The organism is Catellatospora vulcania (assembly GCF_009720385.1).
GTDB classification, from domain to species: domain Bacteria; phylum Actinomycetota; class Actinomycetes; order Mycobacteriales; family Micromonosporaceae; genus Catellatospora; species Catellatospora vulcania.
In genome coordinates, this window is sequence record NZ_ML769302.1 from 448,661 (window position 1) to 474,835 (window position 26,175).

Genomic DNA, 26,175 nt, shown 5'->3' on the forward strand with positions numbered 1-26,175 from the left:
CGATCGGAAGGAGATTCGCGTAGTCGGGCTTTCGACCTTCCGCGCCCTTGCGCGGCGACAGCCGACCCGGCAGCCGCCGCCGGCGACGGTCGCGGGCCGTCGCCTGTGGAGAGTCGTCAGTCCTGGTCAGGCGCGGCGAGGCGGTGGGCCAGGCCGGTCAGGCGGGCAGCCAGTTCCTGCGGGTCGCCGCCGCGCCCCACCGCCAGCCCGAGCAGGTACGCGCTGACCGGCGCGCCCGGTCGCACCGTGTTGTGCGCCACCTCACGGGCCAGGTCCAGCACCATCGTCACGTCCACGTCCCCACGGGGCACGCCCAGCTCGGCACAGGCCGCCTCGGTGAAGTCATGCAGGTCGACGCTCATGGCCGCTCCTCGCTGCGCTCGTCGTCAAGAGCCGGCCGCGGCATCCGCCGCTTGTGCCGCCTTCAGTTCGTCGGGGGTGTCGCAGTCATACCACGGCGCCGGGCCCGCGCCCGCCCACGGCAACTCCACCACGTCGGCGTCGGCCAGCAGCGCCCGCATCGGGGCGCCGTGCGCGGACGCGGGCAGCGCGGCGCGCAGCGCGCCGAGCCGCCACGCGGCGCACAGGTGCTGCCGGCGGCCGTCCGGGTCGGTGAACATCACCACGTCCGCGTCCACGGCGAGCAGCGCCGCCACCGCCTCGCGGGTCAGGAAGGGGAGGTCCGCGGCGACGACCAGCACCCGGCCGGAGTCACCGGTCTCCGGCAGCGCCGCCGCCCCCGCGGCGATGGCCGCGACCGGGCCGCCGCCGGGCGGGTCCTCGCGGGTCAGCAGGGCTCCCGTCGGCAGCTCGGCCGCCAGCTCGGGCCCCCCGACGACCACCAGCGGACGCGCGTCGGCGACGGCCGACAGGACGCGCCGCAGCATCGGCACCCCACCGACCGGCAGCAGCGGTTTGGCGAGCCCGCCCATCCGGCGGGCAGCGCCCCCGGCCAGCACCATCGCCGCGTACGAGATCATCTGTGCGCTCCCCGCCCTGTGGACGAACCGGCGTGTCATCCACAGGCTAGCGATCATCGCTGTCGCCGTCGCGGCCCGGCGGGAAGGCTCCCGCACATGACGACCGACACCCCGACCTACGTCCTCACCGAGCGCGCGGACCTGCTCGGCTACGTGCCCTACCTGCTCGGCTTCCACCCGGCGGACAGCGTCGTCGTGCTGGGACTGGCGGACCGGCGGATCGGCGTGGCCGCCCGCGCCGATCTCGGGCAACCCCGCACCGAGACGGTGCGGCGGCTCAGCCGGCTGCTCACCGCTGCGGGCCGAGGGCGAGGCGCGGTGACGTCGGTGGTGCTCATCGGGTACGGCCCGGACGCCTCGGCCGCCGACGTGACCCGGGACGTGGCGAACGGCCTGGACGCCCGGGGCTACCACGTGCGCGAGGTGCTGCTGCACGCCGGCGACCGATACCGCTGCCTGCAGTGCGACGACTGCACCCCGCCCGGCGGCGCGCCGTTCGACCTGAGCACGACGGCCTCCGCCGCGATCGCCACCTATGAGGGCCTGGTCGCGCAGCCCGACCGGTCCGCGGTGGAACGGCTGGTCCGCCCCGTCGGCGGGCTCGCCGCGATCGCGATGACGCAGGCCGTGGACCGCGCGGAGCTACGGCTGGCCGCACTCCTGGCCGACGGCGCGAACGACGGCGGCGGTTCCGCCGGACCCCGACCCGGACCCGGACCCGGAGACGGAGCCGGGGACGGGGACGGAGCCGGGGACGGGGACGGGGACGGGGACGGGGACGGGGACGGAGCCAGCCCAGGTGACGGCATGGACGACGACGGCGGCGGTTCCGCCAGAACCGGAGGCGGCCCGGGTGACGGTGGCACCGGCAAGCCCTCCCTAGCGGGAGAACCCGGTCCGGGTGCGGACACTGCCGACGACCGGCTGGTGCGGGCCGGGACGGCCGCGGTCGAGGACGCGCTGCGGATCGCCGAGGCCGGCGGGCGGCTCGACGACGACGAGGCCGCCTGGCTCACTGTGCTGCTGCTCGACCTGCGCTGCCGCGACCACGCCTGGCAGCGAACCGACACCGAGCCCTGGCAGCTGGCCCTCTGGCTGGACCTCACCCGGCGGGGCGAGCCCGACCTGCTGGCACCGGTCGCCAGCCTGCTGGCCTGGTCCGCGTGGCGGTCGGGCAACGGCGTGCTGGCCGGCGCGGCGGTGCGCCGGGCACTGCTGGCCGACCCGGCGTACACCTTGGCGCATCTGCTCAACGAGGCGCTCGACCAGGCCGTGGCACCGGGCAGCCTCGGGCCGTGGCCCGCGCTTTGACAGCGAATTCCCGGAAAACGCGCCGATAGTCGCCGTCGCGACGCGCCGGGGCGACAGAAGGCACACCCGCGGGACGCCCGTCGAGCGACGGCTCAGAATGGGACCCGTGGACCTGGCCTACCTGCGCGCGCATCCGCACCTGCTCCCGACGTTCCTGCACCATCAGCGGATCCGGGAGACGCCCGTCGATGGCGGCTCGATCTGCCACACCAGCCGGCTGACCTTCGACGACGGCGAGTCGATCTTCACCAAGTCGTGGCCCGAGACGGGCGGCCGGGCGCCGGAGGGTTTCTTCGCCGCCGAGGCGAACGGCCTGCGCTGGCTCGCCGAGACCGGCACGGTCGCGGTGCCCGAGGTCCTGGTCGACACCCCGGACCTGCTCGGCATGGCCTGGATCGAGCACGGGCAGCCGACGGCGGCGGCGGCCGAGGAGTTCGGCCGGGCACTGGCCGGGCTGCACCGCGCCGGGGCGGTCGCGTTCGGCGCACCCTGGCCGGGGTTCCACGGCTCCGCGCCGATGGACAACTCCCCGCACCCCGGCCCCTGGCACGAGTGGTACGGCGAGCGGCGGCTGGCCCCGTACCTGCGGCTGTCGGTGGACCGCGGGGCGCTGGAGCCGGCCGACACCGCCCGCGTCGAACGGGTGCTGGCCGGGCTGTCCCGCGTCGGCGGCGACGAGCCCCCGGCCCGCGTCCACGGCGACCTGTGGACGGGCAACCTGCTGTGGGGCGCGGACGGCCGGTGCCGGGTGGTCGACCCCGCGGCACACGGCGGCCACCGCGAGACCGACCTGGCCTACCTGCGGCTCTGGGGCGGCGCGCCGTTCCTGGACCGGATCCTCGCCGCGTACGCCGAGACCTGGCCCCCCACCGACGGCTGGACCGACCGCGTCCCGCTGCACCAGCTCTCCATGTATCTCCTGCACACGGCCCTGTTCGGCCCCGCCTTCGCCCCAGGCGTCCGCGAAACCACCACCGCCTGCCTCCCCCTCACCACCTGACCCTGCGCCGCCCCGCCGCGACCGGCCGCAGTTTCGGGGAAACTGCGCCTTCGCACCGGGCGGTGACCGCAGTTTCCCCGAAACTGCGGCCCGCGAGGGCGGCGGCGGCGAGGGCGGCAGCGGTCGGCGGCTCGGAGGTCGCTGTTTGCGGCCGGGGTGGGGGGCTGACCGGACTTTTCCCGGAAACGGCGGTCACCGCCGGGCCGCCGTTAAGAAGGGCACCTTCCTCTACGAATAGCGTTAAGAAGGTGCCCTTCCTTTGTTCTTACAGGCGGGGGTCGGTGGGTTCGGACTCGCTGGCGAGGATGGCGAAGACGAGTTCGTGCACACGCCAGAGCGGGCCGTCGCGGCCGATCGTGTCCAGGGCGGCCAGGCCGAGGCCGTGCTCGCGCAGGGCGAGGGCCCGTTTGCGGCCGAGCTTGCGCTGCCGGAGCTTGGCCAGCTGCGCGGGCTCGGTGTACGACGGGCCGTAGATGATCCGCAGGTACTCCCGGCCGCGGCACTTCACGCCGGGCTGGACGAGGCCCTTGGCCCCGCGCACCGACAGGCCCGCGTACGGCTTGACGACCATGCCCTCGCCGCCGGAGCCGGTCAGCTCCAGCCACCACTGCGTCGCCCGCGCCACCGCATCCGCGAAGACCGCGTCCGCGCCGGCCGTCCCAGACGCGCCGCCCGGCTCGGCGGCGAGCGCGTCGGTCGCGTCGGTGGCGTCGGCCCGGTCGGTCGGCACCGACCGGGGCGGCAGGTCCAGGACCAGGCGGCGGGTCGGGGTGAACGTCGCCGGGTCGGCCTCGACCAGCCGGTCCGCGATGGACAGGTGCCAGCCGTGGTCGGCCTCGGCGAACGACGCGCCCTCGGCGGCGAGCACCGCGAACGGGGCCAGCGTGATGCCGGTGATCCCGTCGGTGGGCGCGACGTAGCGGCGGTAGGCGTCGGTGAAGGCCCGCACGTCGCGCAGCGACCCGGTCAGCCGCTCGTGCTGGGCGGCCGTGTCGAGTCCGCGCGCCGCGGCGGCGGACAGCACGTCCAGGGCGGCGGGCAGCACGGCCCGGCCGGACGCGCCGACGGCGGCGTACTGGTGGATCAGCGTCTGCGCCTTGGCGGACCAGGGCAGCAGCTCGCAGTCGAGCAGCAGCCAGTCGGTGTCCAGCTCGGCCCACAGCCCGGCCGCGGTCGCCGCGTCGCGCACCTTGGCCAGCAGCAGCTCGGTGCGCTCCGGGTCGAAGAACGCCCGACCGGTACGCGTGTAGATCACGCCGGTGCTGCCGTCGTCGACGAAGCGCTTGGCGGCCACCGACGCGTCCTTGCAGACCAGGACCACCGCGCGGGAGCCCATGTGCTTCTCCTCGCAGATCACCCGGTGCACGCCCGCGTGCCGCAGGTCGGCCAGCGCCTCGGCGGGGTGCTCCAGGTATCCGTCCACGGCCGACGTCGACGACGGGGCCATGGTCGGCGGCAGCCACAGCAGCCAGCGCGGGTCGACCGCGAACCGGCTCATCACCTCCAGCGCCGCCGCGCTGTGCTCGGCGGGCACGGTGACGGTGCCGTGCAGGGTCTGCACGTGGCGGCGGCCGGTGACCTCGGACAGCCGCAGCGCGCCCGCGGCCCGGTCGGGCGGGGCGGCGGGCTGCAGCGGCCGGGCCGGCTCGTAGTACTCCTGCGCCGCCTCGACCTCGACCAGCTCCCGCTCCGGGTAGCGCAGCGCGGTGAGCTTGCCGCCGAACACGCAGCCGGTGTCGAGGCAGATGGTGTTGTTGACCCACTCGGGCGTGACGGTGGGCGTGTGCCCGTAGACGACCATGGCGCGGCCGCGGTACTCCAGCGCCCACGGGTAGCGCACGGGCAGGCCGAACTCGTCGGTCTCGCCGGTGGTGTCGCCGTACATGGCGAACGAGCGCACCCGACCGGACGCCCGGCCGTGGTAGGCCTCCTTGAGGCCCGCGTGCGCGACCACGAGCTTTCCGCCGTCGAGCACGTAGTGGCTGATCAGGCCGTCCAAGAAGGCGGGCAGCCCGTCGACCGGGTCGGTCTCCAGCTGCGCGACGGTCTCGGCCAGGCCGTGGGTGAGCTGCACCTTGCGGCCACGCAGGTGGCGCAGCAGCTTGTTCTCGTGGTTGCCGGACACGCACAGCGCCCGGCCGGCAGCGATCATGTTAATGACCAGGCGCAGCACGCCGGGGGAGTCCGGGCCGCGGTCCACCAGGTCGCCGACGAACACCGCGGTACGCCCGTCCGGGTGGCTCGCGTCCACGGCCCGGCCGGACTCGTCGCGGGTCAGCTCCCAGCCGAGCGCGGACAGCAGCTGCTCCAGCTCGGCCCGGCAGCCGTGCACGTCGCCGACGAGGTCGAAGGGCCCGGTCAGCTCGGTGCGGTCGTTGAACAGCTTCTCGTAGCGCAGCTCGACGTCGGCGGGGTCGCTGACGACGTACACCTTGCGGAAGCCCTCGCGGGCCAGCTTGTTCAGCGAGTGCCGCAGGTCGCGGTGCTGGCGGCGGAGCACCTCGCGGCCGAACGTGCGGTCGGGCCGGGCCTGCGTGCGCTCCCAGCAGACCGCCTCCGGGGTGTCGATGACCACGGCGACGGGCAGCACGTCGTGCGCCTTGGCCACCGCCACCAGGGCGGCGCGGGCGTGCGACTGCACGTTGGTCGCGTCGACGACGGTGAGCCGGCCGGCCGCCAGGCGCTTGGCCGCGACCAGGTGCAGCACCTCGAAGGCGTCCTTGGTGGCGGCCTGGTCGTTCTCGTCGTCGGCGAGCAGCCCCCGGAAGGCGTCGCTGGACAGCACCTGGGTGGGCAGGAAGTGCTCCCGGGCGAAGGTCGACTTGCCCGATCCGGAGATGCCGACGAGCACGACCAGGGACAGCTCGGGCAGCGCGATGGGGTAGGTCATGCGGGCACCTCCTCGGTGGTCGTCTTGGTGAACAGGGCGAGCTGGGTCGGCGGGCCGACCTCCGGGTCCTCGTCGCCGACTCCCCGCAGCGTGTACGTGTAGCCGTAGTCGGCGGCGACCTGGTCGCACCAGGCCGCGAACTCGGCTCGCGTCCACTCGAAGCGGTGGTCGTCGTGGCGGTGCCCGCCCTCGGGCAGGGTCTCGTAGCGCACGTTGTACTCGACGTTCGGCGTGGTCACGACGACGGCGCCGGGCTTGGCGTCGCCGAACACCGCGGCGCACAGCGCGGGCAGCCGGGGCAGGTCGAGGTGCTCGATGACCTCCATCAGCACCGCGGCGTCGTACCCGCGCAGCCGCTCGTCGACGTACGTCAGCGCGGACTGGATCAACTTGATCCGGGCGCGCTGGCGGTCGGGCAGCCGGTGCAGCCGCAGCCGCCGCTCGGCGATCTCCAGCACCTTCGGCGACACGTCCGCCCCGACGATCTCGGTGTAGCGCTTCTCCCGGATCAGGTCGCCCAGCAGCGCGCCGCCGCCGCAGCCCAGGTCGAGCACCCGGGTCGCCCCGGTCTCGGCCAGCGCGGCCAGCACCGCGGCGCGGCGGCGTACGTTCAGCGGCTTGGCCTTCTCCGCCACCGCCCCCTCGGCGACGGAGTCGTCGGCGGGCGTCTCCTCCAGCGGCGCGAGCGCCGCGTCGGCCCTGACCGCCAGGGCACGGCTGTGCGCGAGGTAGCGCCGGATGATCAGCGCCCGCTCGGGGTGCCCGGCGAGCCAGCCCTCACCGGCCCGCAGCAGCTTCTCGATCTCGTCGGGCGCGACCCAGTAGTGCTTGGCGTCGTCGAGCACGGGCAGCAGCACGTAGAGGTGGTTGAGGGCGTCGGCCAGGCGCAGCTCGCCGTCGAGGGTCAGGTCCACGTACCGGCTGTCGCCCCACTCGGGGAACTCGGGATCCAGCGGCAGCACGTCGCCGCGCACGGTCCAGCCCAGCGGCGCGAACAGGCGCTCGGCCAGCTTCAGGCCGCCCTTGGCGCGCAGCGACGGCACCCGGATCGACAGCGGGATCGCGGTCGCGGCCAGCTCGGGCCGGTCCTTGGAGACGCCGCGCGCCGCGGTGCGGAAGACCCGGTTCAGCGCGGCCGCCAGCAGGCTGGACGCGGCGTACGGCCGGTCGTTGACGTACTGGTTGAGCTGCTGCCCGTCGGCACGGGTGTCGGCCAGCCGCTGCGGATCGATCTCCAGCAGCAGGGCGGCGGTGCACCGCTGCTCGCTCGCCTCCGGGTAGAGCACGGTCGCCGTGCCGTGGCTCAGTTCGAAGCTGTGCACGCGGTCGGGGTGCTTGACGAGGAGGAAGCCGAGGTCGGTGGCCGGGGAATGCGTGGTCGAGAGGGTCAGCAACACGGCCGCGATCCTGCCAGGTGGCCACGGGACGTGCATTCCGATTGTCACGCGATAGGTTCGTGAGGTGACCTCTGCCAAACCAGGCCTGATCGACCGGTACGGACGCCGTGCCGTGGATCTGCGGGTCTCGCTGACGGATCGGTGCAATCTGCGCTGTTCGTACTGTATGCCCCCAGAAGGGCTGCCCTGGCTGCCCAAGCCGGAGATCCTCACCGACGCCGAGGTGCTGCGGCTGATCACCATCGCGGTGACCCGGCTCGGCGTCGAAGAGGTGCGCTTCACCGGCGGCGAGCCGCTGCTGCGCCCCGGCATCGTGGACATCGTGGCGGGCAGCGCCGCGCTGCTGCCCCGGCCGAAGCTCTCCGTCACCACGAACGGCATCGGGCTGGCCAGGCTGGCCGTGCCGCTGCGCGACGCCGGGCTGAACCGGGTCAACGTCTCCCTGGACACCATCGACCCCGACCGGTTCGCCGCGATCGCGCTGCGCCGCCGCTTCGACGACGTCATCGACGGGCTGTCGGCGGCCGCCGCGGCCGGGCTGACCCCGGTCAAGCTCAACACGGTGCTGCTGCGCGGGATCAACGACGACGAGGCCCCGGCGCTGCTGCGCTTCGCCCTCGCGCACGGCTACGAGCTGCGCTTCATCGAGCAGATGCCGCTCGACGCGCAGCACGGCTGGAGCCGGGATCAGATGATCACCGCGGCGGAGATCCTGGCGTCGCTGGAGGCCGAGTTCGAGCTCAGCCCCGACCCGGCCGAGCGGGCGGGGGCCCCGGCCGAGACCTGGCTGGTGAACGGCGGTCCGGCGAAGGTCGGCGTGATCGGCTCGGTGACCCGGCCGTTCTGCGGCGACTGCGACCGGACCCGGCTCACCGCCGACGGCCAGGTGCGCAACTGCCTGTTCGCCACCGGTGAGACCGATCTGCGCGGGCTGCTGCGCGGCGGGGCGGATGATGAGGACATCGCGGCGCGCTGGCGCGAGGCGATGTGGGGCAAGCTGCCCGGCCACGGCATCGACGACCCCTCGTTCCTCCAGCCCGTACGCCCCATGTCCGCCATCGGGGGATGACCGTGATCACGATCCGCTACTTCGCCGGAGCCCGCGCCGCCGCGGGCGTCACCGAGGAGCAGCTGCCCGCCGGGCAGGACCTCACGCAGCTGATCAAGGAGCTGAGCGCCGCGCACGGGGACGTGCTGGGCCGGGTGCTGCTTTCAGCCAGCTTTCTGGTTGACGGGCTAGCGTGGCACGACCGCCGCGTGCCCCTGCCGTCCGGCGCGACCGTGGACGTGCTGCCGCCCTTCGCGGGCGGGTGAGAGGAAAACCCCCGTGGTACTGCAAGCGCTGATGTTCTTCAGCATCGTGCTGATCGTCGTCGGCCCGATCCACTGGTACCTGTACAAGCGCCTGGTCAAGGACACCACCACGACGAAGCGCGGCCGCCGGATCGGCGCTGTCGCGATCATCGCGCTCGCGGTGGCGCTGCTTGCGGCCTTCATCGTGCCGCGGGTGATCGGCGCGAAGGCGTCCTGGGTCATCCCGCTGGTCGGCTACATGTGGCTCGCCGTCCTGTTCTACCTGCTGGTCACGCTGCTGGTGCTGGAGCTCCCCCGCGTGATCGCCAACCGCACCTGGGCCCGCACGAGTGCGACGCCGTCCGCCGGGACCACCCTGGCCGAGCCCGGCCTGGTGGGCGCAGCGGTCACGGGCGCAGCCGCCGACGGCGACGCGCAGTCGGCCAAGGTCACCGGACTTGCCGGGCAGGTGGGCGAAAGCGAGACCCCGAAAGCCACGGGTGCCGGGCAAGTCGACGGATCAAGCACGGACGGCAAGAGCGGCGGGCCCGCGGACCCGAGCCGGCGGCTGCTCATCGCACGCAGTGCGGCGATCTTCGCCGGGCTGACCGCCACCGGCATCACCGCGTACGGCGTGCAGACGGCGCTGGGCGATCCGGTGCTCAAGCGGGTGCAGATCCCGCTGGCCAAGCTCCCCCGCAGCATGGACGGATACAAGATCGCCCTGGTCAGTGACATCCACCTGGGCCCGCTGACCGGCGTCGAGCACAGCCGCCGCATCGTGCGCTTCATCAACGGCATGAACGCCGACCTGATCGCCGTCGCGGGCGACCTGGTCGACGGCAGCGTCGCCGAGCTGGGCGACGAGGCCGCTCCGCTGGCGGAGCTGCGCTCCCGCGACGGGGCCTACTTCGTCACCGGCAACCACGAGTACTTCTCGGGAGCCGAGGAGTGGCTGGCCGAGGTCTCCCGCCTGGGCATGCGGCCGCTGCAGAACGAGCGGCTGGAGATCCGCGGGCTGACCCTGGCGGGCGTCAACGACGTCAGCGGCGGCGACCTCGGCGCGGGCGGCCCGGACTTCGGCAAGGCGCTGGGGGACCGGGACCCGAACAAGCCCGTGGTGCTGCTCGCGCACCAGCCGATCCAGGCGTTCGAGGCGGCGAAGCACGGCGTCGACCTGCAGCTGTCGGGGCACACCCACGGCGGTCAGATGGTGCCGTTCAACCTGATCGCGGGCCTGCAGCAGCCGGTCATCTCCGGTCTCGGCGAGGTCGACGGCACCCAGGTGTACGTCACCAACGGCGCCGGTTTCTGGGGCCCGCCGGTGCGCGTCGGCGCGCCGCCGGATATCACACTCGTCGAACTGCGCGCGATGTAGGTAACAACTCTCACTGACGCGCGTGGCGGGTGCCGCCGGACGGGCGGGGCGTGTCAGGATGCTGCGTGCCCCCGGTCTGGACTGCTGATCTGCATATCCACTCGCGGTACTCGCGTGCGTGCAGCAAGGACCTCGACCTGCCCACGCTGGCGTGGTGGGCCCGGCGCAAGGGCGTGGCCCTGCTCGGCACCGGCGACGTCACCCATCCCGCCTGGTACGAGCACCTGCGCGACTCGCTCCGCGAGGCCGAGCCCGGCCTGTTCCGGCTGTCGCCCGAGGCCGAGCGCGACGTCTCGCAGCGGCTGCCGGCCCGCCTGGCCGCGGGGGAGCCGGCCCGGTTCATGCTCAGCTCGGAGATCTCCACGATCTACAAGCGGGGCGACCGCACCCGCAAGGTGCACCACCTGATCTACCTGCCGGACCTCGACGCCGCCCAGCGCTTCCGCGACCGGCTGGGCCGGGTCGGCAACCTGGCCAGCGACGGCCGCCCGATCCTGGGCCTGGACTCCCGCGACCTGCTGGAGATCACCCTGGAGGCGAGCCCGGACGCGTACCTGGTGCCCGCGCACATCTGGACGCCGTGGTTCTCCGCGCTGGGCAGCAAGTCGGGCTTCGACGCGATCGCCGACTGCTACGCCGACCTCGCCGAGCACATCACCGCGGTGGAGACCGGCCTGTCCAGCGACCCGGCGATGAACCACCGGGTGTCCAGCCTGGACCGGTACACCCTGGTCTCGAACTCGGACGCGCACTCGCCGCAGGCCCTGGCCCGGGAGGCGACCCGGTTCGACTGCCCACTGGACTACTTCGCGTTGAAGGCCGCCCTGGCGGGCGCGCCTGGCCTGGCCGGGACGATCGAGTTCTTCCCCGAGGAGGGCAAGTACCACGGGGACGGGCACCGCGACTGCGGCATCAACTGGACCCCGGCCGAGTCCCGGGCGACCGGCGGCGTCTGCCCGGTGTGCGAGCGGCCGCTGACCATCGGCGTGCTGGCCCGGGTCGAGGCGCTGGCCGACCGGCCCGAGGGCACTCCCGCGCCGAACGCCCGCCCGGTCACCCACCTGGTGCAGCTGCCTGAGATCGTCGGCGAGCTGGAGGGTGTCGGCCCGAAGACCCGCACCGTCGAGGGCCGGGTCAACGCGCTGGTCGCGGCGCTGGGCTCGGAGCTGTCCATCCTCATGGAGGCCCCGATCGACGAGGTCACCGCGGCGGGCGGCGAACTGCTCGGCGAGGCCCTGCGGCGGCTGCGGGCCGGGCAGGTGACCCGGGTGCCGGGTTACGACGGCGAGTACGGCGTGATCCGGCTCTTCGAACCCGGTGAGCTGCGCCCGCAGGACACCGCGGACACCCTGTTCGACCTGCCCGCGGCTCCGGTGGTGCCCGCGCCGTGCAAGGCCCGCGCGCCCAAGCAGGCCGCGAGCAAGCCTGCGGTACGCCGCACCAAACCCGTCTCCGCGCCGCCGCTGCCGCCGGAGCCGTCGCCGCACGAGCCGTTCGAGCCGATGCTGGCCGGGATGGAGGAGGTCGGCACCGGGCTGCTGGACCGCCTCGACGCGATGCAGCGCGTGGCCGCCTCCGCCCCGGGCGGCCCGCTGCTGATCGTCGCCGGGCCCGGCACGGGCAAGACCCGCACGCTGACCCACCGGCTGGCGTACCTGTGCGCGGAGATGAACGTCTACCCCGAGGACTGCCTGGCCATCACGTTCACCCGGCGGGCCGCCGAGGAGCTGCGGCACCGGCTGCGCGGCCTGCTCGGCCCGGTCGCCGAGGACGTCACCGTGTCCACGTTCCACGCGCTGGCCCTGTCGCTGTTGCGCGAGCAGGAGCCCGACCTGATCGTCGCGGACGAGCCGGGCGGCGAGGGCGTGCAGCTCGACGAGCTGATCCCGCGCCTGGTCGCGCTGCTGAAGGCGCAGCCGTCGCTGCAGGACAAGCTGCGCTCGCGCTGGCCGTGGGTGTTCGTCGACGAGTACCAGGACGTCGACCCGGACCAGTACGCGCTGCTGCGGCTGCTGGTGCCCAGTGACGGCAACCTGTGCGCGATCGGCGACCCGGACCAGGCGATCTATTCGTTCCGCGGCGCGGACGTGTCGTTCTTCCTGCAGTTCTCCCGGGACTTCGTGGACGCCCGGGTGGTGCGGCTGACCCGCAACTACCGCTCGTCGGCCCCGATCCTGGCCGCCGCGGTGCAGGCGATCGCGCCCAGCTCGCTGGTGCCCGGCCGCCGCCTCGACCCGGCGAAGGTAGACCCGGAGGCGGCGCTGATCGGGCAGTATGCGGCGAGCAGCCCCGCCGACGAGGCCGCGTTCATCGCCCGAAAGGTCGACGAGCTGGTCGGCGGCGTGTCCCACCGGACCAAGGCCGACGTGCGCGGGGTGACCGGCACGACGGTGTCGTTCAACGACATCGCGGTGCTGTACCGCACCGACGCGCAGGCCGCCGCGATCGTGGACGCGCTGTCGCGGGCGGGCGTGCCGGTGCAGAAGCGCTCGCACGACCGGCTGCGCAGCCGGGCCGGGGTGAACACGCTGCTGGCCGAGCTGCGCCTGGCCACCGGGCTGACCGGCTCGGTCGCGGCCCGGCTGAAGCTCACCGCGAAGGTGCTCATCGAACGTCCCGCCCTGGGCGGCGGCTCGCCGGAGCCGGACGAGGTGTGGGCCGCCGTGGACCTGCTCACCCCGCTCGCCCTGCGCTGCGGGCAGGACCTGCAGCGTTTCCTCGGCGAAGTGGCCACCGGAGCCGAGGTCGACGCGCTCGACCCGCGCGCGGAGGCGGTCACCCTGCTCACCCTGCACGCGGCCAAGGGCCTGGAGTTCCCGGTGGTGTTCCTGGCCGGGTGCGAGGACGGGCTGCTGCCGCTGCGCTTCCCCGGCTCCGCGCCGACCGAGGCGGAGGTCGCCGAGGAACGCCGGCTGTTCTTCGTCGGGCTGACCCGGGCGCAGCGGCGGCTCTACCTGAGCCACGCGGCACGGCGGGTCCGCTACGGCAGCGAGCGGGACTCCCGGCCGACGCCGTTCCTGGCGGCGGTCGACGCGGGCCTGCTCGAACAGCTCGGCGACCTCACCCCGCGACGGCCCCGTGACCAGCAGCTTCGCCTGATCTGACGGGCCGCGACACCCGAACGAATGAGTTCGGTGACAGGGACAGTGACACCGGCGGGCCCTGCGGCGCTCAACAGGACGGAAGTGTCCGCAGCGTCACGAGGAGCCCCCTTGTCAGTGAAGCTGATCACGGTTGACCCCGTCACGCTCGTGCGGTTGGGGTACAGCGCCGCCTGTGCGACCCACCCCGACATCGACCTGGTCGGTCAGGCCGCCACGGGTGAGGAGACCCGAGACCTGATCGGCGACCTCGACCCGCACGTGGTCACCATCGACGCGGCGATTCCCGGCCAGGGCGGGCTGCAACTGGCCGCCGAGCTGCGGGCCGCCCGTCCACAGCTGGGGCTGGTGCTGACCGGCCCCGCCGAGGACGGGCTGCTGCTACAGGCGCTGCAGGCCGGGCTTTCGGCGTACCTGCCGCGCTCCGCGCCGGTGGAGCTGCTGATGTCGGCGGTGCGGCACGCCGCGGTGGCCCCGGCCTCGTTCACCGCGCCGAACCTGGCCGAGGCGATGGCCCGCCGCCGGACCCGGTCCACCGCGCTGAGCCCGCGCGAGGAGCAGATCCTGCAGCAGCTGAACACCGGCGGCAGCCTGGCCGCGATCGCGGTGCGCATGCGGCTGACCGAGTCGACGGTGCGCACCTACGTGGCCCGCCTCTACGACAAGCTCGGCGTGCACAACCGGACCCAGGCCCTGCAGGCCGCGGCCCGGCTGTACCTCATCTGACCCGACCGCGGACCTGCGGCCCCTGCCGCAGGTCCGCGCACCAGCCGCGTGACACGAGCCGGCGCCTCACCGGCCGCCGAACGACTCCATCACGTTGATGGCGCCCGGCCCGATCACGACGATGAACAGCGCCGGGAACAGGCACAGCACCAGCGGGAAGATCACTTTCACGGGCAGTTTGCGGGCCGTCTCCTCGGCGCGCTGGCGGCGCTTGACCCGCATCTGCCGAGCCTGCTCGCGCAGCACCCCGGCGATCGGGATGCCCAGCTCGCCGGCCTGGACCAGGGCCATGGTGATGGTCTTCAGCTCGGGCACGGTGGTCCGGGCGGCCAGCGCGCGCAGTGCCTCCACCCGGCGCTGACCCATCTGCATCTCGTGCAGCATGCGGGCGAACTCCCTGGCCAGGGCCCCGGGCATGGCCGCCGCCACCTGGGCCAGGGCCGCGTCGAAGCCGAGCCCCGCCTCGACCGACAGGGTCAGCAGGTCCAGCGCGTCGGGCAGCTGGCGGCGGATCTGCTGCTGGCGGCGTACGCCCAGGTCGTAGACGAGCAGGAAGGGCGCCCAGAAGCCGAGCGCCGCACCGGCGAGCACCGACAGGATCAGGGCGCCGGGTCCGAAGCCGAACGCGAAGCCGAACGCCCCGCCGAGGAAGGCGACGACCACGAGGCCGAGCCCCTGCATCTCGACGACGCGCTCCGGCGGCCAGGCCGCCGGGTTGCCGGCGTGGTCGAGGCGGCGCTGCAGGCGGGCTCCGGCCCCCTTCGGGGTGAGCAGCCTGCCGAGCGCGGACATCTGTGCCACGGCCGGGCGCAGCCGGTCGCCGAGTTTCTCCTCGGCGGCCGACGCGCTGCCGGGCGCGTACACGGTGTCGATCGTCTCCAGCGCCTTGGCCACGCCGGACCGGCTGACGCTGGCCGAGGCCAGGGTCAGCACGGCGAGCGCGATCGCGGCGAAGACGGCGCCCGCGCCGATGATGAGGATGAGCTGACCGGACACCGTCACACCTCGATCTTGATCATCTTGAACAGCCATGCCGCGCCGCCGACCACCAGCAGCACACCCAGCACGCTCATCACGATGCCCGCCGGGTGGGTGTAGAGCGGGCGGATGTAATCGGCGCGGGTGAGGAACATGAACGCGCCGACGCAGACCGGCAGTGCCAGCAGGATCCAGGCGCTGAGCCGGCCCTCCGCCGACAGCGAGCGGACCTCGCGGTGCAGGCTCTCGCGCTCGCGCATGGTCTCGATCGCGGTGGTCAGCACCTCGGCCAGGTTGCCGCCGACGTCGCGTTGCACCCGGACGGCGACGACCGCCCAGGCCAGGTCCTTGCTGCGCATCCGGGTCGCGGTCCGGTCCAGCGCGTCCTCGATGTCCACGCCGAGCCGGGTCTCGCCCAGGGCACGGCCGAACTCGGCCGAGATCGGGTCGGGCAGCTCCCGGGCCATCGCGTCGACGGCCTGCGCGAGCGAGAAGCCGGAGCGCAGCGATCCGACGATCAGCTGCAGCGCGTCCGGCAGCAGCTCACGGAAGGCGCTGACCCTCTTGGCCGCGCGGTTGCGGTGGTAGAGCGAGGTGAGCGCCCACCCCACCGGAGAGCCGAGCAGGACCCCGGCGCCCAGCCCGAACGACAGGGCCAGCAGCAGGGAGGCGAGCAGGCAGACCAGCGCCCGCAGCAGCAGCCACTCGTGCGGCCGCAACCGCATCCCGGCCCGGTCGAGCTGCGTCGCGAGGCGGCCCTCGGCGTTGGCCGACTTCACCACCTGCTCCGACAGCGCGAGGGCGGCGGCCGCGACCTGGCCGGAGTCCCCCGGCGCGGTGGCCCGCCGCGGCGCGGCGACGAACTGGTCCACCTGGGTGAGCCGCCGCCGCCGCTCGGCCGCGGCCAGCATGGGGGAGACCACCAGCAGGAATGCGCCGAGCAGCGCGGCGAAGACGAGTCCGCCGAGCACCAGCAGCCAGGTCGGTCCCGGGCCGGGCGAGGTCACACCCGTCAGGGGGACCGTCGCCCCGGTGTCCACGGCCAGGGTGACCGGCACCTCGGTGCGCGCGCCCGCCGCGCTCACCGCGAGCCGGACCTGCTGCCCCGAGAGTTCCGCCGGCACGGTGACCCGCACCAGCAGCTGCCCGGCGAAGGATCCGGACGCCTCGGCGAACGCGTCGCCCAGCGCCGCCGGATCGGCCACCGTGTAGGCGGCGCCGCCGGTGTTCTTGGACAGGCTGCCCAGGATGCCCGCCATGGCGGCGGGGGTCTGGAATGCGATCGTGTCGACCGGGATCGCGACGGTGGCCTTACGGGCCGCGGCCAGCGTGGCGGTCGACGCCGTGTCCGCGCCGTCGGACAGCGCCACGATCCGCCGCTGCCCCCAGTCGCCCTTGCCCACCAGGCCCGCGGCGGCGCGGATCCCGTCGTACAGCGCCGTCTCGCCCTTGGCGGCCAGGCCGTCGACCGCCTTGTCCGCGGCGGCGCGGTCCCGCGTCGGCGGGAGTACGACGTTCGCCGGTGCGGCCGCGGTGACCAGACCGATCTCGACGTCCGCGGGCAGCGCCCGCACGTAGCGCCGAGCGGCCTCCCGGGCCGCCTCGATCGGCGCACCGGCCATGGACCCGGAGGTGTCCAGCACCAGCACGACGGCGCGGCGCGGCGCGGTCGCCCCCTGGGTTGCGCTGATCTGCTCACTGGTGACCGGCAGCGCCCGGTCGCCGACGGCGACGCCGACCTGGTCCAGCGCCGTGCCCACCGGCAGGTCGGTCGCGGAGAGGTAGAACTCCACCAGCCCCGCCTCCTGCCGCAGGCCGGAGACCGTGATGCCGGGCTCGGCCGCGCTCGCGGGCAGCGCCGCGGCCACCGCCGCACCGGCCGCCAGCAGGACCGCACCGAAGCGCACCGGGATACCCGCCGCGCGCTTCACTGGCCCCTGCCGAACAGCTCCGGGGAGACCGTGATCCCGTGGTCGGCCAGCTGGTCGACGAACCGCGGCCTTAGCCCGGTGCTGACCAGCGCGCCCTGGTGGCGGCCGTACTGGTCCGTGCCCGCCCGGTGGTCGAAGACGAACAGGTCCTGCAGCGTGATGACGTCGCCCTCCATGCCGGTGACCTCGGTGATGTGGGTGATCCGCCGGGTGCCGTCCCGCATCCGGGACAGCTGCACCACCACGTCGACCGCGCTGGCGACCTGCTCCCGGATCGCCCGCACCGGCAGGTCCATGCCCGCCATCAGCACCATCGTCTCCAGGCGGGCCAGCGAGTCGCGCGGGGTGTTGGCGTGCACCGTGGTCAGCGAGCCGTCGTGGCCGGTGTTCATCGCCTGGAGCATGTCCAGCGCCGCGCCGTCGCGCACCTCGCCGACGACGATCCGGTCGGGGCGCATGCGCAGCGCGTTGCGGACGAGGTCGCGGATGGTGACCTCGCCGCGGCCCTCGACGTTCGGCGGGCGGTACTCCAGCCGCAGCACGTGGTCCTGGGCCAGCCGCAGCTCGGCCGAGTCCTCGATGGTGATGATCCGCTCGTCGGCGGGCAGGAACGACGAGATCACGTTGAGCAGCGTGGTCTTGCCGGTGCCGGTGCCGCCCGAGATCAGGATGTCCAGCCGGCCCTGCACGCAGGCGCGCAGCAGTTCGGCGACGCGCTGCGGCATGGTGCCGAAGCGGACCAGGTCCTCGACCGTGTACGGGTCCGCCGCGAACTTGCGCACCGTCAGCGCGGCCCCGTCCAGCGAGATCGGCGGCACCACCGCGTTGACCCGGCTGCCGTCGGGCAGCCGGGCGTCGACCATCGGCGAGGACTCGTCGACGCGGCGGCCGATCCGGGACACGATCTTGTCGATCACCCGGCGCAGGTGGGTCTCGTCCATGAACGCGGCGTCGACCGCGTGGATGTGCCCGAACCGCTCGACGTAGATGCGGTCCCAGGCGTTCACCATGATCTCGGTGATCTCCGGGTCGCGCAGCAGCGGCTCGATCGGGCCGTGGCCCAGGATCTCGTCGAGGATCTGCCGGTACGCCGTGGCCCGGTCGCCCGCGGTGAGGTGCGCCTCCTCCTTGGCCAGCACCTCGGGCAGCGCCTCGCGCACCCGGCGTTCCAGCTCGGCGTCGTCGGCGACGGTGTCGTAGAGCTGCGGCCCGAGCAGCTCCAGCAGCGCCTGGTGGGCCCGTTTGCGCACGGCCGCCAGCGGGTCGTACGCCCGCCGGGTGTTGCGCCGGCCGAACTGCACCGAGCTGACCGGCACCGACGACACGGGGATCGCGTGCCCGCCGCCCACCGCGCCGGAGGCCTCGTTGGCGCCGCCGATGCGCTCGCTGAGCACACCGGTGCCCGCGGTGGGGACGCCGGCACCCGTGGTGGGGACGCCGCGTACGCCGAGTCGATCCTGCAGGGACATCGGTTCAGCCCTTCTTCCGTGCGAACATGCCGCGCTTGGCGGGTGCGGGTGCGCCGAGGAACCGTTTGACCGCCAGTTCCCGGATCGCGCTGCTTACCGGGTGCTGCGGTTGACCGGCAGCCAGCGGGACCCCGCGGTTGGCGGAGATCGGCACGTCGCGGCTGCTCGGGATGAACCCCGCGATGGGCACCCGGATCACCTTCTCGACCTCGGTCATGGTGATGCCGACCTTGGAGTCGGCCCGGTTCAGCACCACGGTCCGGGCCTCGCGCCGGTAGTCGAGCAGGTCGAACATGTCGAGGGTGACCCGCAGGTTCTTCAGCGAGGGCAGCTCGGGCGTGCCGACCAGCACGTAGTGGTGGGTGGCGTCCAGCGCCGCCAGCATCTGCTCGGTGAAGGCGCTGGCGGTGTCGATGACCACGAAGTCGTACATGGACCGGGCCAGGTGCACCACCTCGGTGACGAGGTCACGGGTCACCTCCTCGGCGACGGCCGGCTGCACCGGGGCCAGCAGCACGTCCACCTCAGCCCCGCCGGATGCGTACCGGGTCAGCAGCGTGCGCAGCCCGGTCTCGTCGATCCGGTCCGCGACCGGGATGGCGTCGGCGATGGTCCGCTGCGGCGACAGCTGCATCATGATGGCCACGTCGCCGAAGGCCAGGTCCAGGTCGATCAGGCACACCCGGCGGCGGCCCGTGGCCTTGGTCCCCTGGGCCAGGACCACGGCCAGGTTGGTGGCGATGGTGCTCTTGCCGCACCCGCCCTTGGCCGCGAACACCGTGATGACCTGGCCGTCGACCGGCTCGTTCGGATCCTCGGACGGCTGCTGGGCGGGCGGTCCGGGCACCGGGGCCCGGCCGGTGGCCCGGTTGGCCCCGGCCAGCTGCCGGGACAGGTCCCGGGAGCGGGCGCTCGCGGCCAGCACGGCCGCATGATTCGACGGGTCGACCACTTCGCGTATACCTGCTTTCAGCGCATCGGCCAGCACGTCGACCTCGAGTTCCGGGCGGAGCAGGACCACCCCGAGTTCCGGCCGGCGCAGCCGGCACTGCCCGGCGAACGCCACCGCGTCGGCCAGCGGCACGCTCGGCCCGAACAGCACCAGGTGCTCGTCCCGGTCGGCGTTCACCTGCTCGACCAGCGCCGGCGCCGTATCCACCACCACGGCGTCGCCCAGCAGCGTGGCCAGGTGATGGGCGAAGCGGGGATCGAACTCGTAGATGATCGTCATCGGATCGTCCTCAGCGCCCGACGGTGCGGTTGTCCACCGCGACGCCCGGCTTGACCCGGGTCTCCGACGTGTCGGTCAGCAGCGCGAGGTAGAGCTCGGCGATGCGCACCGAGTGCACCAGCTGCTCCGCCTGCTCCTGGGTGACCGCGACGGTGACCAGCAGGGTCACCTTGCCGTTCTCGGCAACCGCGGCGTCGTTCTGCTGGGCCGAGGTCACCCCGTCCTCGCCGTACGCGCCGACGGCCAGCACCTCGACCCGCGGCAGCAGCAGCTTCGTGCCCTTGTTGTTCTCCCCGGTGATCTTCTTGTACTCCGCGTCGACCAGCGTGTACGTGGCGAACACCGCGATCTGCGAGCCCGGCCGGACGAACCCGCCGACCTCCTCCTCGACCGCCATCTTGAGGCTGACCGCCATCATCTTCTCCGGCACGGCCACGCCGCCCGACAGCTTCGTGGCGGCCCCGAACATGCCCTTGAGCAGCAGCTGGCGCGGCTGCACGTCGTGCGTGAGCACCAGCTCGTCCAGCTCGCCGGACAGCGCGGTGAGCGCGTCCGGCGGCAGCGCGCCGGCGGGCATGACGACCTCCTCGGTCAGCCCGCGCGCCTTCACCGAGGCGCCGCTGGTGCCGGCCGGGATCCGCTGCGTGGCGACGACGACGGTCACCGCCGTCTGCCCCGCGGCGACGGAGTCGCGGGCCTTGCTGACGTAGAGGAGCACCGCCGCGGTGCCGAGCACCGCCAGGACGATCGCGAGCACCACGCCGAGAATGCGCCGGGTCATGAAACTTCCTTAGGGGTACGGGGTCAGCCGATGGTCTTGACGACCGTCGCGCCGAGACTGGAGGAGTTGCCGAACGAGCCGGTCCACTCGACGATCGCGTTGGTGAAGTAGCCGTAGACGCAGTCGTCGTTGCCGTTGCACGAGCTGCCGCCGGTGAGCCAGGAGTCGCGTTCGCGCGGGCTCATGCCGGCCAGCCGGTAGCCGGTGACCACGAAGGCGGCGAACCCGCGCAGGGTGTAGACGCCGTTGCTGCCGTTGCCCGTGACGTTGTCGTAGATCGGGATGCCGACCGGCCGGCGGGCGTCGATCAGCGCGGTGAGGTCGTCCTTGCAGTCGTTGGGCGTCCCGTTGCCCGGGTCCGACCCGTACGTGCTGCCGGTGATCGTGGTCAGGCAGGACGAGTTGTGGTTCACCCAGCCGAAGCCGCCGGGCAGGTTGGCCCCGGACGGGCCGGAGTGGCACGGGTTGGCGGCCGGGTGGCCGTGCACGTGCAGCACCCGCTCGTCGCCGGCGGTGGGCGTCCCGGTGACGAAGTCGCCCGCACCGACCGCCGCCTGGTACTCGCACAGCGAGAAGGTCAGCGCGAAGCCACCCGCGGGCGGGCCCCAGCCCACCCGGGCGCACGCCTCGACACTGGTGCCGCTGTATCCGCCGGCCAGCGTCTGGGCGAACACCGGCGGCAGGATGAAGCTGCCGCCGGGCAGCTGGGTGCGGGTGCGCACCTCCGCCCAGGACACGTTCGACGGGCGCTGGCCCAGGCAGTCGGTGAGGTTGCCCTGCCCGGCGCCGGTGCACGAGGGCAGCCGGGAGTCGGAGCCGCAGACGTACCGGAAGCTGCTGACCCCGTCGGCGGCGTTGCTGTTGGCGTAGGCGGAGGTGGTGCCGGCCGCGGCGCGGCATTCGGCGTCGCGGACCGGGTCGTTGCGGCGGGAGCAGTCGAGGGCGACCGCCATGGCCGCCGCGTCCGCGCCCGACTGCAGGTCCTCGCGTTCGGCATAGAGCCGCCCGACGTCCACCACCAGCGCCGTCATGCCGAGCAGCACGCCGCCGGCCAGCAGGATGGTGACGATGGTGGTGGCGGCGCCCCGGTCGCGTCGGCTCACGAGCGGCATGGCATGACTCCTGTCGCGCTCAGCTGCACCGTGCCCAGGGAAGTGCCGCCGAAGAGCGAGGCCAGCCCTGAGATCGGGGTGATGAAGGCGAAGGTGTGGTCCACCCGCACCCGCGCGTCGGCGGTGGAGGCCGCGTTGCCGCACGGATTCGTGATGGTGACCGTGCGCGGGGTGGAGCCGAGCACCGCGGCGACCCGGGTGGACGCGGCGGAGCCGGAGTTGGTGATGGTGACCGCGCGGGCGCCTTCCCGGGCCGCCTCGGTGATCCTGATCTGGGTGTTCAGCATCCGCCCGAAGTCGATGATGCCGAACACGAGCAGCAGCAGCAGCGGCAGCATGAGAGCCATCTCCACCGCCGCCGCGCCACGGTCGCGCCTTGTCATGGCTGCCTCACACCTTTTCGCGGGACGTGGCGGCAGGGCCTGCGCCGAGGCCGGCCCTGCCACTGCGCGGACCTAGATCTCGTCGACGACGGTCTGGAAGGCGGCTGCGATGTCGGTGCCCAGCGTGGCGACGACGCCGACGATGATCGCCGCGATCAGTGCCACGATCAGGCCGTACTCGACAGCGGTGGCGCCACGGTCACGGTTCGCCCAGGCGGCCTGGGTCTTGGTGATGAGCTTGAGCATGTGCGAGTGCACCCCCAGCAAAGGCCGAACCGCATCCCGGCGGCCGGTCCACGACGGTTGCCGACCGAGCGGCCGACTCATGGGAGCCTGCCCAGTGAGCTACAGCCCGTCACTCCGTTGTCACGACAGGCCCACGTCGCGATCGAGGTGCCCGCCGATGGCGATCAGTTGAACACTCAACGTGATCGTGAGAGCCGCATCCGCCGGGTGGCGACGTCCCTCCCGTGACATGGGTCACTTGATCGGCCCATGCCATAGACTTGCTAAACGGTCCTAAACGGATCGGCCCGGCACGGGACGCCCAGGGGCGCGGGAGGGCCGCGGCGATGGCCGGCCCGCCGCAGTCAGGTTGCCGACAACCGGTGTGCCGTGTCGCTCGACCGGGTGATGCTTGCGCAGCTCAGGACAGTTGCGCCAGGCCGCCGGCCGCGACCACGGCCAGCAGGACGCCGCCCAGCAGCGCCGGGCCCATGGGCAGCGAGCCGCGCCAGGTCACCCGGCGCAGGGCCAGCAGCACGACCGCGACGACCCCGTTCAGCAGCAGCGCCAGCAGGCCAGCGGACAGCACAGCCCCCCAGCCGAGCCAGCCGAGCAGCAGGCCGGACACGCCCGCGACCTTCGCGTCGCCGAGCCCGATCTGGCCGCCGGTCAGCAGCGCCAGCAGTCCGAAGGCGCCCAGCAGCGCCGCGCCGCCGGCCAGTGCGCGGCCGTACGTGCTCCAGCCCCCGCCGGTCGCGGCCGCGACCGCGAGCAGCGCCGCGACCGCCACGGCCAGCCGCCAGACGATGGGGTCGGGCAGCCGCTGCACCGCCAGGTCGATCGCCACCAGCAGCACCCCGGCGACGCTCAGCAGCAGGCCGGCGGCCAGCGCCCAGCCCTGCCCCGCGAGGCTCACCGCGGTCGCCCCGGCGGCCAGCGCCCCCACCGGCACCGTCCACCAGGGACTCGGCCCTTGGCGTACGCCGCACGCGGCGCACCTGGCCGCGAACCGCCACCAGCCGGCCGGGCCGGCGGCGAACGGCGTCCCGCACCCCGCGCACCCGGCCAGCGCGGGCTCCCCCCAGGCCACCGACAGCCGGTAGGCCGCCCGTGGCGTCATCGCTCCGAAGAATGCACCCGCGGCTAGTGACAACATCGGGACGGAGGAATCGAGGGACATGCCGGGCACGGTACCTTGGCACGCACCCCGATCTCGTCCCCGCGGAGCACCGCTTTGCACACCCCTGACCGATACCCGACCGAGCCCCTGGCACAGCCCACCGAGCTGCTGCCGATCGTGCAGGCCCCACCCCGGCCGCGCATGGGTGGCCGCGGTCCCGCCGTCATCGGCATAGCACTGCTGGTGGCATCCCTGGTGATCTTCACCGGGGTGCTCGTCGCGCTCAAGATCGTGCCGAACCCGTTCGGCGCCGACGCGCCGCCGATCCCCGTCGCCACCGCCACCCCCTCCGGCCCGCCGCGCACCGCCCGGTTCGCCCAGCCAGGTGACTGCGTGGCCAATCACGGCACCGAGAAGAACCCGGAGCTGGTGCTGACCGAATGCGCGCCGGGCGCGCTGGAGGTGCTGGCGCGCTTCGACGCCACCAGCGACACGGGCGAGTGCGCGGAGGTCAAGGACTACCGCTACCACTACTTCTTCGACAGCGAGCTGGAGGGTTTGGATTTCGTCCTTTGCATGGGCGAACGTCCTTGATAATGACGGTATGAGACCAGTACGAGGGGTCGCGCGTGCCCTGCTCGGCGGGCTGTTCATCGCGGCCGGGGCACAGGCGCTGCTGAAACCCGACCGGTACGCCGTCAAGGCGGAGCCCCTCGCGGAGCAGGTCGTGCCGCTGCTGGAGGCGGTCGACTCCCGGCTGCCCACCGAGACCAAGACCCTGGTCCGGGTGAACGCCGGCGTCCAGGTGGTCGCCGGGGCGATGCTCGCCACCGGCACCGCGCCGCGGCCCGCCGCCGCCCTGTTGGCCGGCACCCTCATCCCCGCCACGCTGGTGGGGCACCCGTTCTGGCGCATCGAGAACCCCGAGAAGCGCAACGACGAGCTGGTGCACTTCGCCAAGAATCTCGGACTGCTGGCCGGCCTGCTGCTGGCCGCCGTCGACACCGCAGGTTCCCCCAGCCTCGGCTGGCGCGGACGCAAGGCCGTGCACGACGCGCAGAAGACCGCGAAGAAGTCTCTGCGCAAGGCACAGGAGAAGGCGTCGACGCAGTTACATCTCGGTTGATCCCGGGTAGGGGCGGGGTGAGCCGCCCGAATATCCCGTTTCTTCGTTCCCGTTCATGCCGTTGCGACATAGAGAGCGCGTGTTTTCGCAGCCAGAGGTACTGGTGTGACGCCAATCACCTTAACTTCGCAGGCTGCGTTAACCAGCTAGAAATGTCGCAAAGTCGTGTGGGATCGGACACGGTCGGGTAACACGGGAGGTACTGGAGTGGTGCACCGTTCTAGGCTGCTCAGCAGACACGAACGGCCCGACCCCGGATCGTCGTCACGCGACGATGCCGATACCCGACCCCTTGAAGGAGGTGGCGACGCCATGCCGGCACCCGGCGTTGGCAGTCAGCCCCGCCTCACCAGGACCCCCCGATTCATCCGTGACTGGAGATCCCCGCAGTGGGATCGTCGCACGCTCGTCCGGGTCGGCATCGTCGCCGCCATCTGCTACGCCGCCTGGGTGACGGAGCAGAACTTCGGACGGTGGTACGACTTCTTCGACATGAAGATCTATCACGGCGCGGTGGTGTGGTGGAGCGGTGGCGGCGAGCTGTACGAGTTCATCGCACCTGACACGACGCTCGGGTTCACGTACCCGCCGTTCGCGGCGCTGCTGATGCTGCCCATGGCAGCGCTGACACCGGGCGCGGCGGGCCTGTTCAACCTGCTCTTCGGCCTGGTCGCGCTGGGCATGGTGCTCGCCGCGCTGCTGATCCCGGTCGCCGACCGGTGCGGCTGGCCGCGCTGGCTGACCGTCGCCGTCGCGCTGCCGCTGTTCGCCGCCATCGAGCCGGTGCGCGAGACGCTCGGCTTCGGCCAGGTGAACCTGCTGCTGTTCGCGGTGATCATGGCGGACCTGGTGGCGCTGCGCAAGGGTTGGCGCTGGGCCGGCATCGGCATCGGCATCGCCATGGCGATCAAGCTGACCCCCGCGCTGTTCATCGTGTACTTCCTGGTCAGCAAGCAGTGGCGGGCCGCGCTCACGGCCACGGTCTCCGGTCTGGCCGCCACGGCAGCCGCCTGGGTGATCGTCCCGCACGAGTCCGCCCTGTACTGGGGACACGTGATCTTCCAGACCGAGCGGGTCGGCGTCGCGGACATGACGCCCAACCAGTCGCTGGCCGGGCTGCTGTCGCGGCTGTACGACACGGCGACCGCGCCCAGCCCGCTCTGGATCGCGTTCGCGCTGGTGCTGCTCGCGGTCGGGCTCACCCGTGCCGCCGCGGCACACGCCGAGGGCGACGAGCTGATCGCGTTCACCCTGGTCGGCCTGACCGCGAACGTGGTCAGCCCGATCTCCTGGACGCACCACCTGGTCTGGGTCGTGCCGGCCGTCGTCGCGCTCGCCGACCAGGCGCTGCGCCGCCGGGCGGCCGGTCGCGGGCTGGCGGCGCGTGGGCGGGCCACACCGGGGCTGCGGGAGCCGATCTGGTTCCCGGCGCTGGTCGGCGCGCGGCACGCGGGTGCGGCGATCGCGCTCTACCTGCTGTTCCTGATCGCGCCGATCTGGCCGTACGAGCACCAGCTCCCGGCGGTGTCGCACTACGCCGACGGCCTGTTCGGCATGCTGGCCGAGAACTCGCTCGCCATCGCGCTGATCGCACTGGTCGCGGCCCTGCCGTCCCGACCCGGCGCCGAGCCCGCGTTCGGCGGTCCCACCGCCCCGCGCGTCCCCACCGCCCGCCCGGCCCTCACGCCCCTCCGCCCCACCGCCCCAGCCCCCGCCAAGGCGGGAGCACCGGCGGACCGCTGA

General features: G+C 73.2%; 23 protein-coding genes. 10 read left to right on the top strand and 13 right to left on the bottom strand.

The annotated features are described in order from the left end of the window. Positions 1-116: 116 nt before the first annotated feature. Both F6W97_RS06375 and mobA read right to left on the bottom strand, forming a co-directional pair. Positions 117-362 (bottom strand): DUF6457 domain-containing protein, encoded by a 246-nt coding sequence (locus tag F6W97_RS06375; RefSeq protein WP_155369184.1) that lies wholly within the window; start codon positions 360-362, stop codon positions 117-119. A 24-nt stretch (positions 363-386) separates the two neighbouring features. Beyond that, positions 387-962, bottom strand: coding sequence for a molybdenum cofactor guanylyltransferase (gene mobA / locus F6W97_RS06380; RefSeq protein WP_155369566.1), 576 nt, complete (start codon positions 960-962; stop codon positions 387-389). Between the two features lie 114 nt (positions 963-1,076). On the opposite strand from mobA, the gene F6W97_RS06385 reads away from it, so the two are divergent. Beyond that, positions 1,077-2,291: a DUF4192 domain-containing protein gene (locus F6W97_RS06385; RefSeq protein ID WP_155369185.1), complete on the top strand. Its 1,215-nt coding sequence runs from the start codon at positions 1,077-1,079 to the stop codon at positions 2,289-2,291. Between the two features lie 106 nt (positions 2,292-2,397). Further along, on the top strand, positions 2,398-3,291 hold the full coding sequence (locus F6W97_RS06390; protein ID WP_155369186.1) for a fructosamine kinase family protein: 894 nt from the start codon (positions 2,398-2,400) through the stop codon (positions 3,289-3,291). A 265-nt stretch (positions 3,292-3,556) separates the two neighbouring features. Here F6W97_RS06390 and F6W97_RS06395 read toward each other — a convergent pair whose 3' ends face one another. Continuing rightward, positions 3,557-6,181 (bottom strand): polynucleotide kinase-phosphatase, encoded by a 2,625-nt coding sequence (locus F6W97_RS06395; RefSeq protein WP_155369187.1) that lies wholly within the window; start codon positions 6,179-6,181, stop codon positions 3,557-3,559. Beyond that, positions 6,178-7,578 carry a 3' terminal RNA ribose 2'-O-methyltransferase Hen1 gene (locus F6W97_RS06400; RefSeq protein WP_155369188.1) on the bottom strand — a complete coding sequence of 467 codons (1,401 nt, stop codon included), beginning with the start codon at positions 7,576-7,578 and terminating at the stop codon, positions 6,178-6,180. Before F6W97_RS06400 ends, F6W97_RS06395 begins: the two co-directional genes overlap by 4 nt. An 88-nt stretch (positions 7,579-7,666) precedes the next feature. Here F6W97_RS06400 and moaA point away from each other — a divergent pair, with 88 nt between their 5' ends. The 5 genes from moaA to F6W97_RS06425 all read left to right on the top strand — a co-directional run bounded on the left by moaA (position 7,667) and on the right by F6W97_RS06425 (position 14,076). Beyond that, positions 7,667-8,647 (top strand): GTP 3',8-cyclase MoaA, encoded by a 981-nt coding sequence (gene moaA, locus F6W97_RS06405; RefSeq protein ID WP_407924558.1) that lies wholly within the window; start codon positions 7,667-7,669, stop codon positions 8,645-8,647. Continuing rightward, positions 8,644-8,892 carry a MoaD/ThiS family protein gene (locus F6W97_RS06410; protein ID WP_155369190.1) on the top strand — a complete coding sequence of 83 codons (249 nt, stop codon included), beginning with the start codon at positions 8,644-8,646 and terminating at the stop codon, positions 8,890-8,892. The genes moaA and F6W97_RS06410 overlap by 4 nt, the downstream gene beginning before the upstream one ends. A gap of 31 nt (positions 8,893-8,923) precedes the next feature. Continuing rightward, entirely contained in the window at positions 8,924-10,249 is a 1,326-nt protein-coding gene (locus F6W97_RS06415) for a metallophosphoesterase (protein ID WP_155369567.1), read from the top strand. 65 nt (positions 10,250-10,314) lie between these two features. After that, entirely contained in the window at positions 10,315-13,353 is a 3,039-nt protein-coding gene (locus F6W97_RS06420) for a UvrD-helicase domain-containing protein (RefSeq protein ID WP_230686456.1), read from the top strand. Positions 13,354-13,467: 114 nt separating this feature from the next. Further along, on the top strand, positions 13,468-14,076 hold the full coding sequence (locus F6W97_RS06425) for a response regulator transcription factor (protein ID WP_230686499.1): 609 nt from the start codon (positions 13,468-13,470) through the stop codon (positions 14,074-14,076). Positions 14,077-14,142: 66 nt separating this feature from the next. On the opposite strand, the gene F6W97_RS06430 is transcribed toward F6W97_RS06425, so the two are convergent. From F6W97_RS06430 to F6W97_RS06470, 9 genes are all read right to left on the bottom strand, one after another. Next, positions 14,143-15,072, bottom strand: coding sequence for a type II secretion system F family protein (locus tag F6W97_RS06430; RefSeq protein WP_196279001.1), 930 nt, complete (start codon positions 15,070-15,072; stop codon positions 14,143-14,145). A 2-nt stretch (positions 15,073-15,074) separates the two neighbouring features. Then, a complete protein-coding gene (locus F6W97_RS06435; protein ID WP_155369194.1) occupies positions 15,075-16,985 on the bottom strand; it encodes a VWA domain-containing protein in 1,911 nt (636 codons plus the stop codon). Further along, complete coding sequence (locus F6W97_RS06440; RefSeq protein ID WP_155369195.1) at positions 16,982-18,454, bottom strand: CpaF family protein; 1,473 nt, start codon at positions 18,452-18,454, stop codon at positions 16,982-16,984. The genes F6W97_RS06435 and F6W97_RS06440 overlap by 4 nt, the downstream gene beginning before the upstream one ends. Before the next feature lie 4 nt (positions 18,455-18,458). Next, positions 18,459-19,685 (bottom strand): AAA family ATPase, encoded by a 1,227-nt coding sequence (locus F6W97_RS06445; protein WP_155369196.1) that lies wholly within the window; start codon positions 19,683-19,685, stop codon positions 18,459-18,461. 10 nt (positions 19,686-19,695) lie between these two features. After that, a complete protein-coding gene (cpaB, locus tag F6W97_RS06450; protein WP_155369197.1) occupies positions 19,696-20,466 on the bottom strand; it encodes a Flp pilus assembly protein CpaB in 771 nt (256 codons plus the stop codon). Positions 20,467-20,489: 23 nt separating this feature from the next. Beyond that, the gene (locus F6W97_RS06455) at positions 20,490-21,578 is read right to left on the bottom strand and encodes a pilus assembly protein TadG-related protein (protein ID WP_155369198.1); all 1,089 of its coding nucleotides are present in this window, start codon (positions 21,576-21,578) and stop codon (positions 20,490-20,492) included. Next, complete coding sequence (locus tag F6W97_RS06460) at positions 21,566-21,961, bottom strand: TadE/TadG family type IV pilus assembly protein (RefSeq protein WP_155369199.1); 396 nt, start codon at positions 21,959-21,961, stop codon at positions 21,566-21,568. The genes F6W97_RS06455 and F6W97_RS06460 overlap by 13 nt, the downstream gene beginning before the upstream one ends. A gap of 72 nt (positions 21,962-22,033) precedes the next feature. Next, the gene (locus tag F6W97_RS06465; RefSeq protein ID WP_155369200.1) at positions 22,034-22,207 is read right to left on the bottom strand and encodes a Flp family type IVb pilin; all 174 of its coding nucleotides are present in this window, start codon (positions 22,205-22,207) and stop codon (positions 22,034-22,036) included. A 400-nt stretch (positions 22,208-22,607) separates the two neighbouring features. Continuing rightward, complete coding sequence (locus tag F6W97_RS06470; RefSeq protein WP_155369201.1) at positions 22,608-23,306, bottom strand: prepilin peptidase; 699 nt, start codon at positions 23,304-23,306, stop codon at positions 22,608-22,610. Positions 23,307-23,420: 114 nt separating this feature from the next. Here F6W97_RS06470 and F6W97_RS06475 point away from each other — a divergent pair, with 114 nt between their 5' ends. The 3 genes from F6W97_RS06475 to F6W97_RS06485 all read left to right on the top strand — a co-directional run bounded on the left by F6W97_RS06475 (position 23,421) and on the right by F6W97_RS06485 (position 26,175). Further along, a complete protein-coding gene (locus F6W97_RS06475; RefSeq protein WP_155369202.1) occupies positions 23,421-23,900 on the top strand; it encodes an LppU/SCO3897 family protein in 480 nt (159 codons plus the stop codon). A 10-nt stretch (positions 23,901-23,910) separates the two neighbouring features. Then, complete coding sequence (locus F6W97_RS06480) at positions 23,911-24,432, top strand: DoxX family membrane protein (protein ID WP_155369203.1); 522 nt, start codon at positions 23,911-23,913, stop codon at positions 24,430-24,432. A 366-nt stretch (positions 24,433-24,798) separates the two neighbouring features. Further along, positions 24,799-26,175: a glycosyltransferase 87 family protein gene (locus F6W97_RS06485; RefSeq protein ID WP_230686500.1), complete on the top strand. Its 1,377-nt coding sequence runs from the start codon at positions 24,799-24,801 to the stop codon at positions 26,173-26,175.

Bases quoted from the DNA above. Each gene is read 5' to 3' on its own strand.
- F6W97_RS06375 (WP_155369184.1), bottom strand. From the start codon at position 362: ATGAGCGTCGACCTGCATGACTTCACCGAGGCGGCCTGTGCCGAGCTG.
- mobA (WP_155369566.1), bottom strand. From the start codon at position 962: ATGGTGCTGGCCGGGGGCGCTGCCCGCCGGATGGGCGGGCTCGCCAAA.
- F6W97_RS06385 (WP_155369185.1), top strand. From the start codon at position 1,077: ATGACGACCGACACCCCGACCTACGTCCTCACCGAGCGCGCGGACCTG.
- F6W97_RS06395 (WP_155369187.1), bottom strand. From the start codon at position 6,181: ATGACCTACCCCATCGCGCTGCCCGAGCTGTCCCTGGTCGTGCTCGTC.
- F6W97_RS06410 (WP_155369190.1), top strand. From the start codon at position 8,644: ATGACCGTGATCACGATCCGCTACTTCGCCGGAGCCCGCGCCGCCGCG.
- F6W97_RS06415 (WP_155369567.1), top strand. From the start codon at position 8,924: ATGTTCTTCAGCATCGTGCTGATCGTCGTCGGCCCGATCCACTGGTAC.
- F6W97_RS06440 (WP_155369195.1), bottom strand. From the start codon at position 18,454: ATGTCCCTGCAGGATCGACTCGGCGTACGCGGCGTCCCCACCACGGGT.
- F6W97_RS06445 (WP_155369196.1), bottom strand. From the start codon at position 19,685: ATGACGATCATCTACGAGTTCGATCCCCGCTTCGCCCATCACCTGGCC.
- cpaB (WP_155369197.1), bottom strand. From the start codon at position 20,466: ATGACCCGGCGCATTCTCGGCGTGGTGCTCGCGATCGTCCTGGCGGTG.
- F6W97_RS06455 (WP_155369198.1), bottom strand. From the start codon at position 21,578: ATGCCGCTCGTGAGCCGACGCGACCGGGGCGCCGCCACCACCATCGTC.
- F6W97_RS06460 (WP_155369199.1), bottom strand. From the start codon at position 21,961: ATGACAAGGCGCGACCGTGGCGCGGCGGCGGTGGAGATGGCTCTCATG.
- F6W97_RS06465 (WP_155369200.1), bottom strand. From the start codon at position 22,207: ATGCTCAAGCTCATCACCAAGACCCAGGCCGCCTGGGCGAACCGTGAC.
- F6W97_RS06470 (WP_155369201.1), bottom strand. From the start codon at position 23,306: ATGACGCCACGGGCGGCCTACCGGCTGTCGGTGGCCTGGGGGGAGCCC.
- F6W97_RS06480 (WP_155369203.1), top strand. From the start codon at position 23,911: ATGAGACCAGTACGAGGGGTCGCGCGTGCCCTGCTCGGCGGGCTGTTC.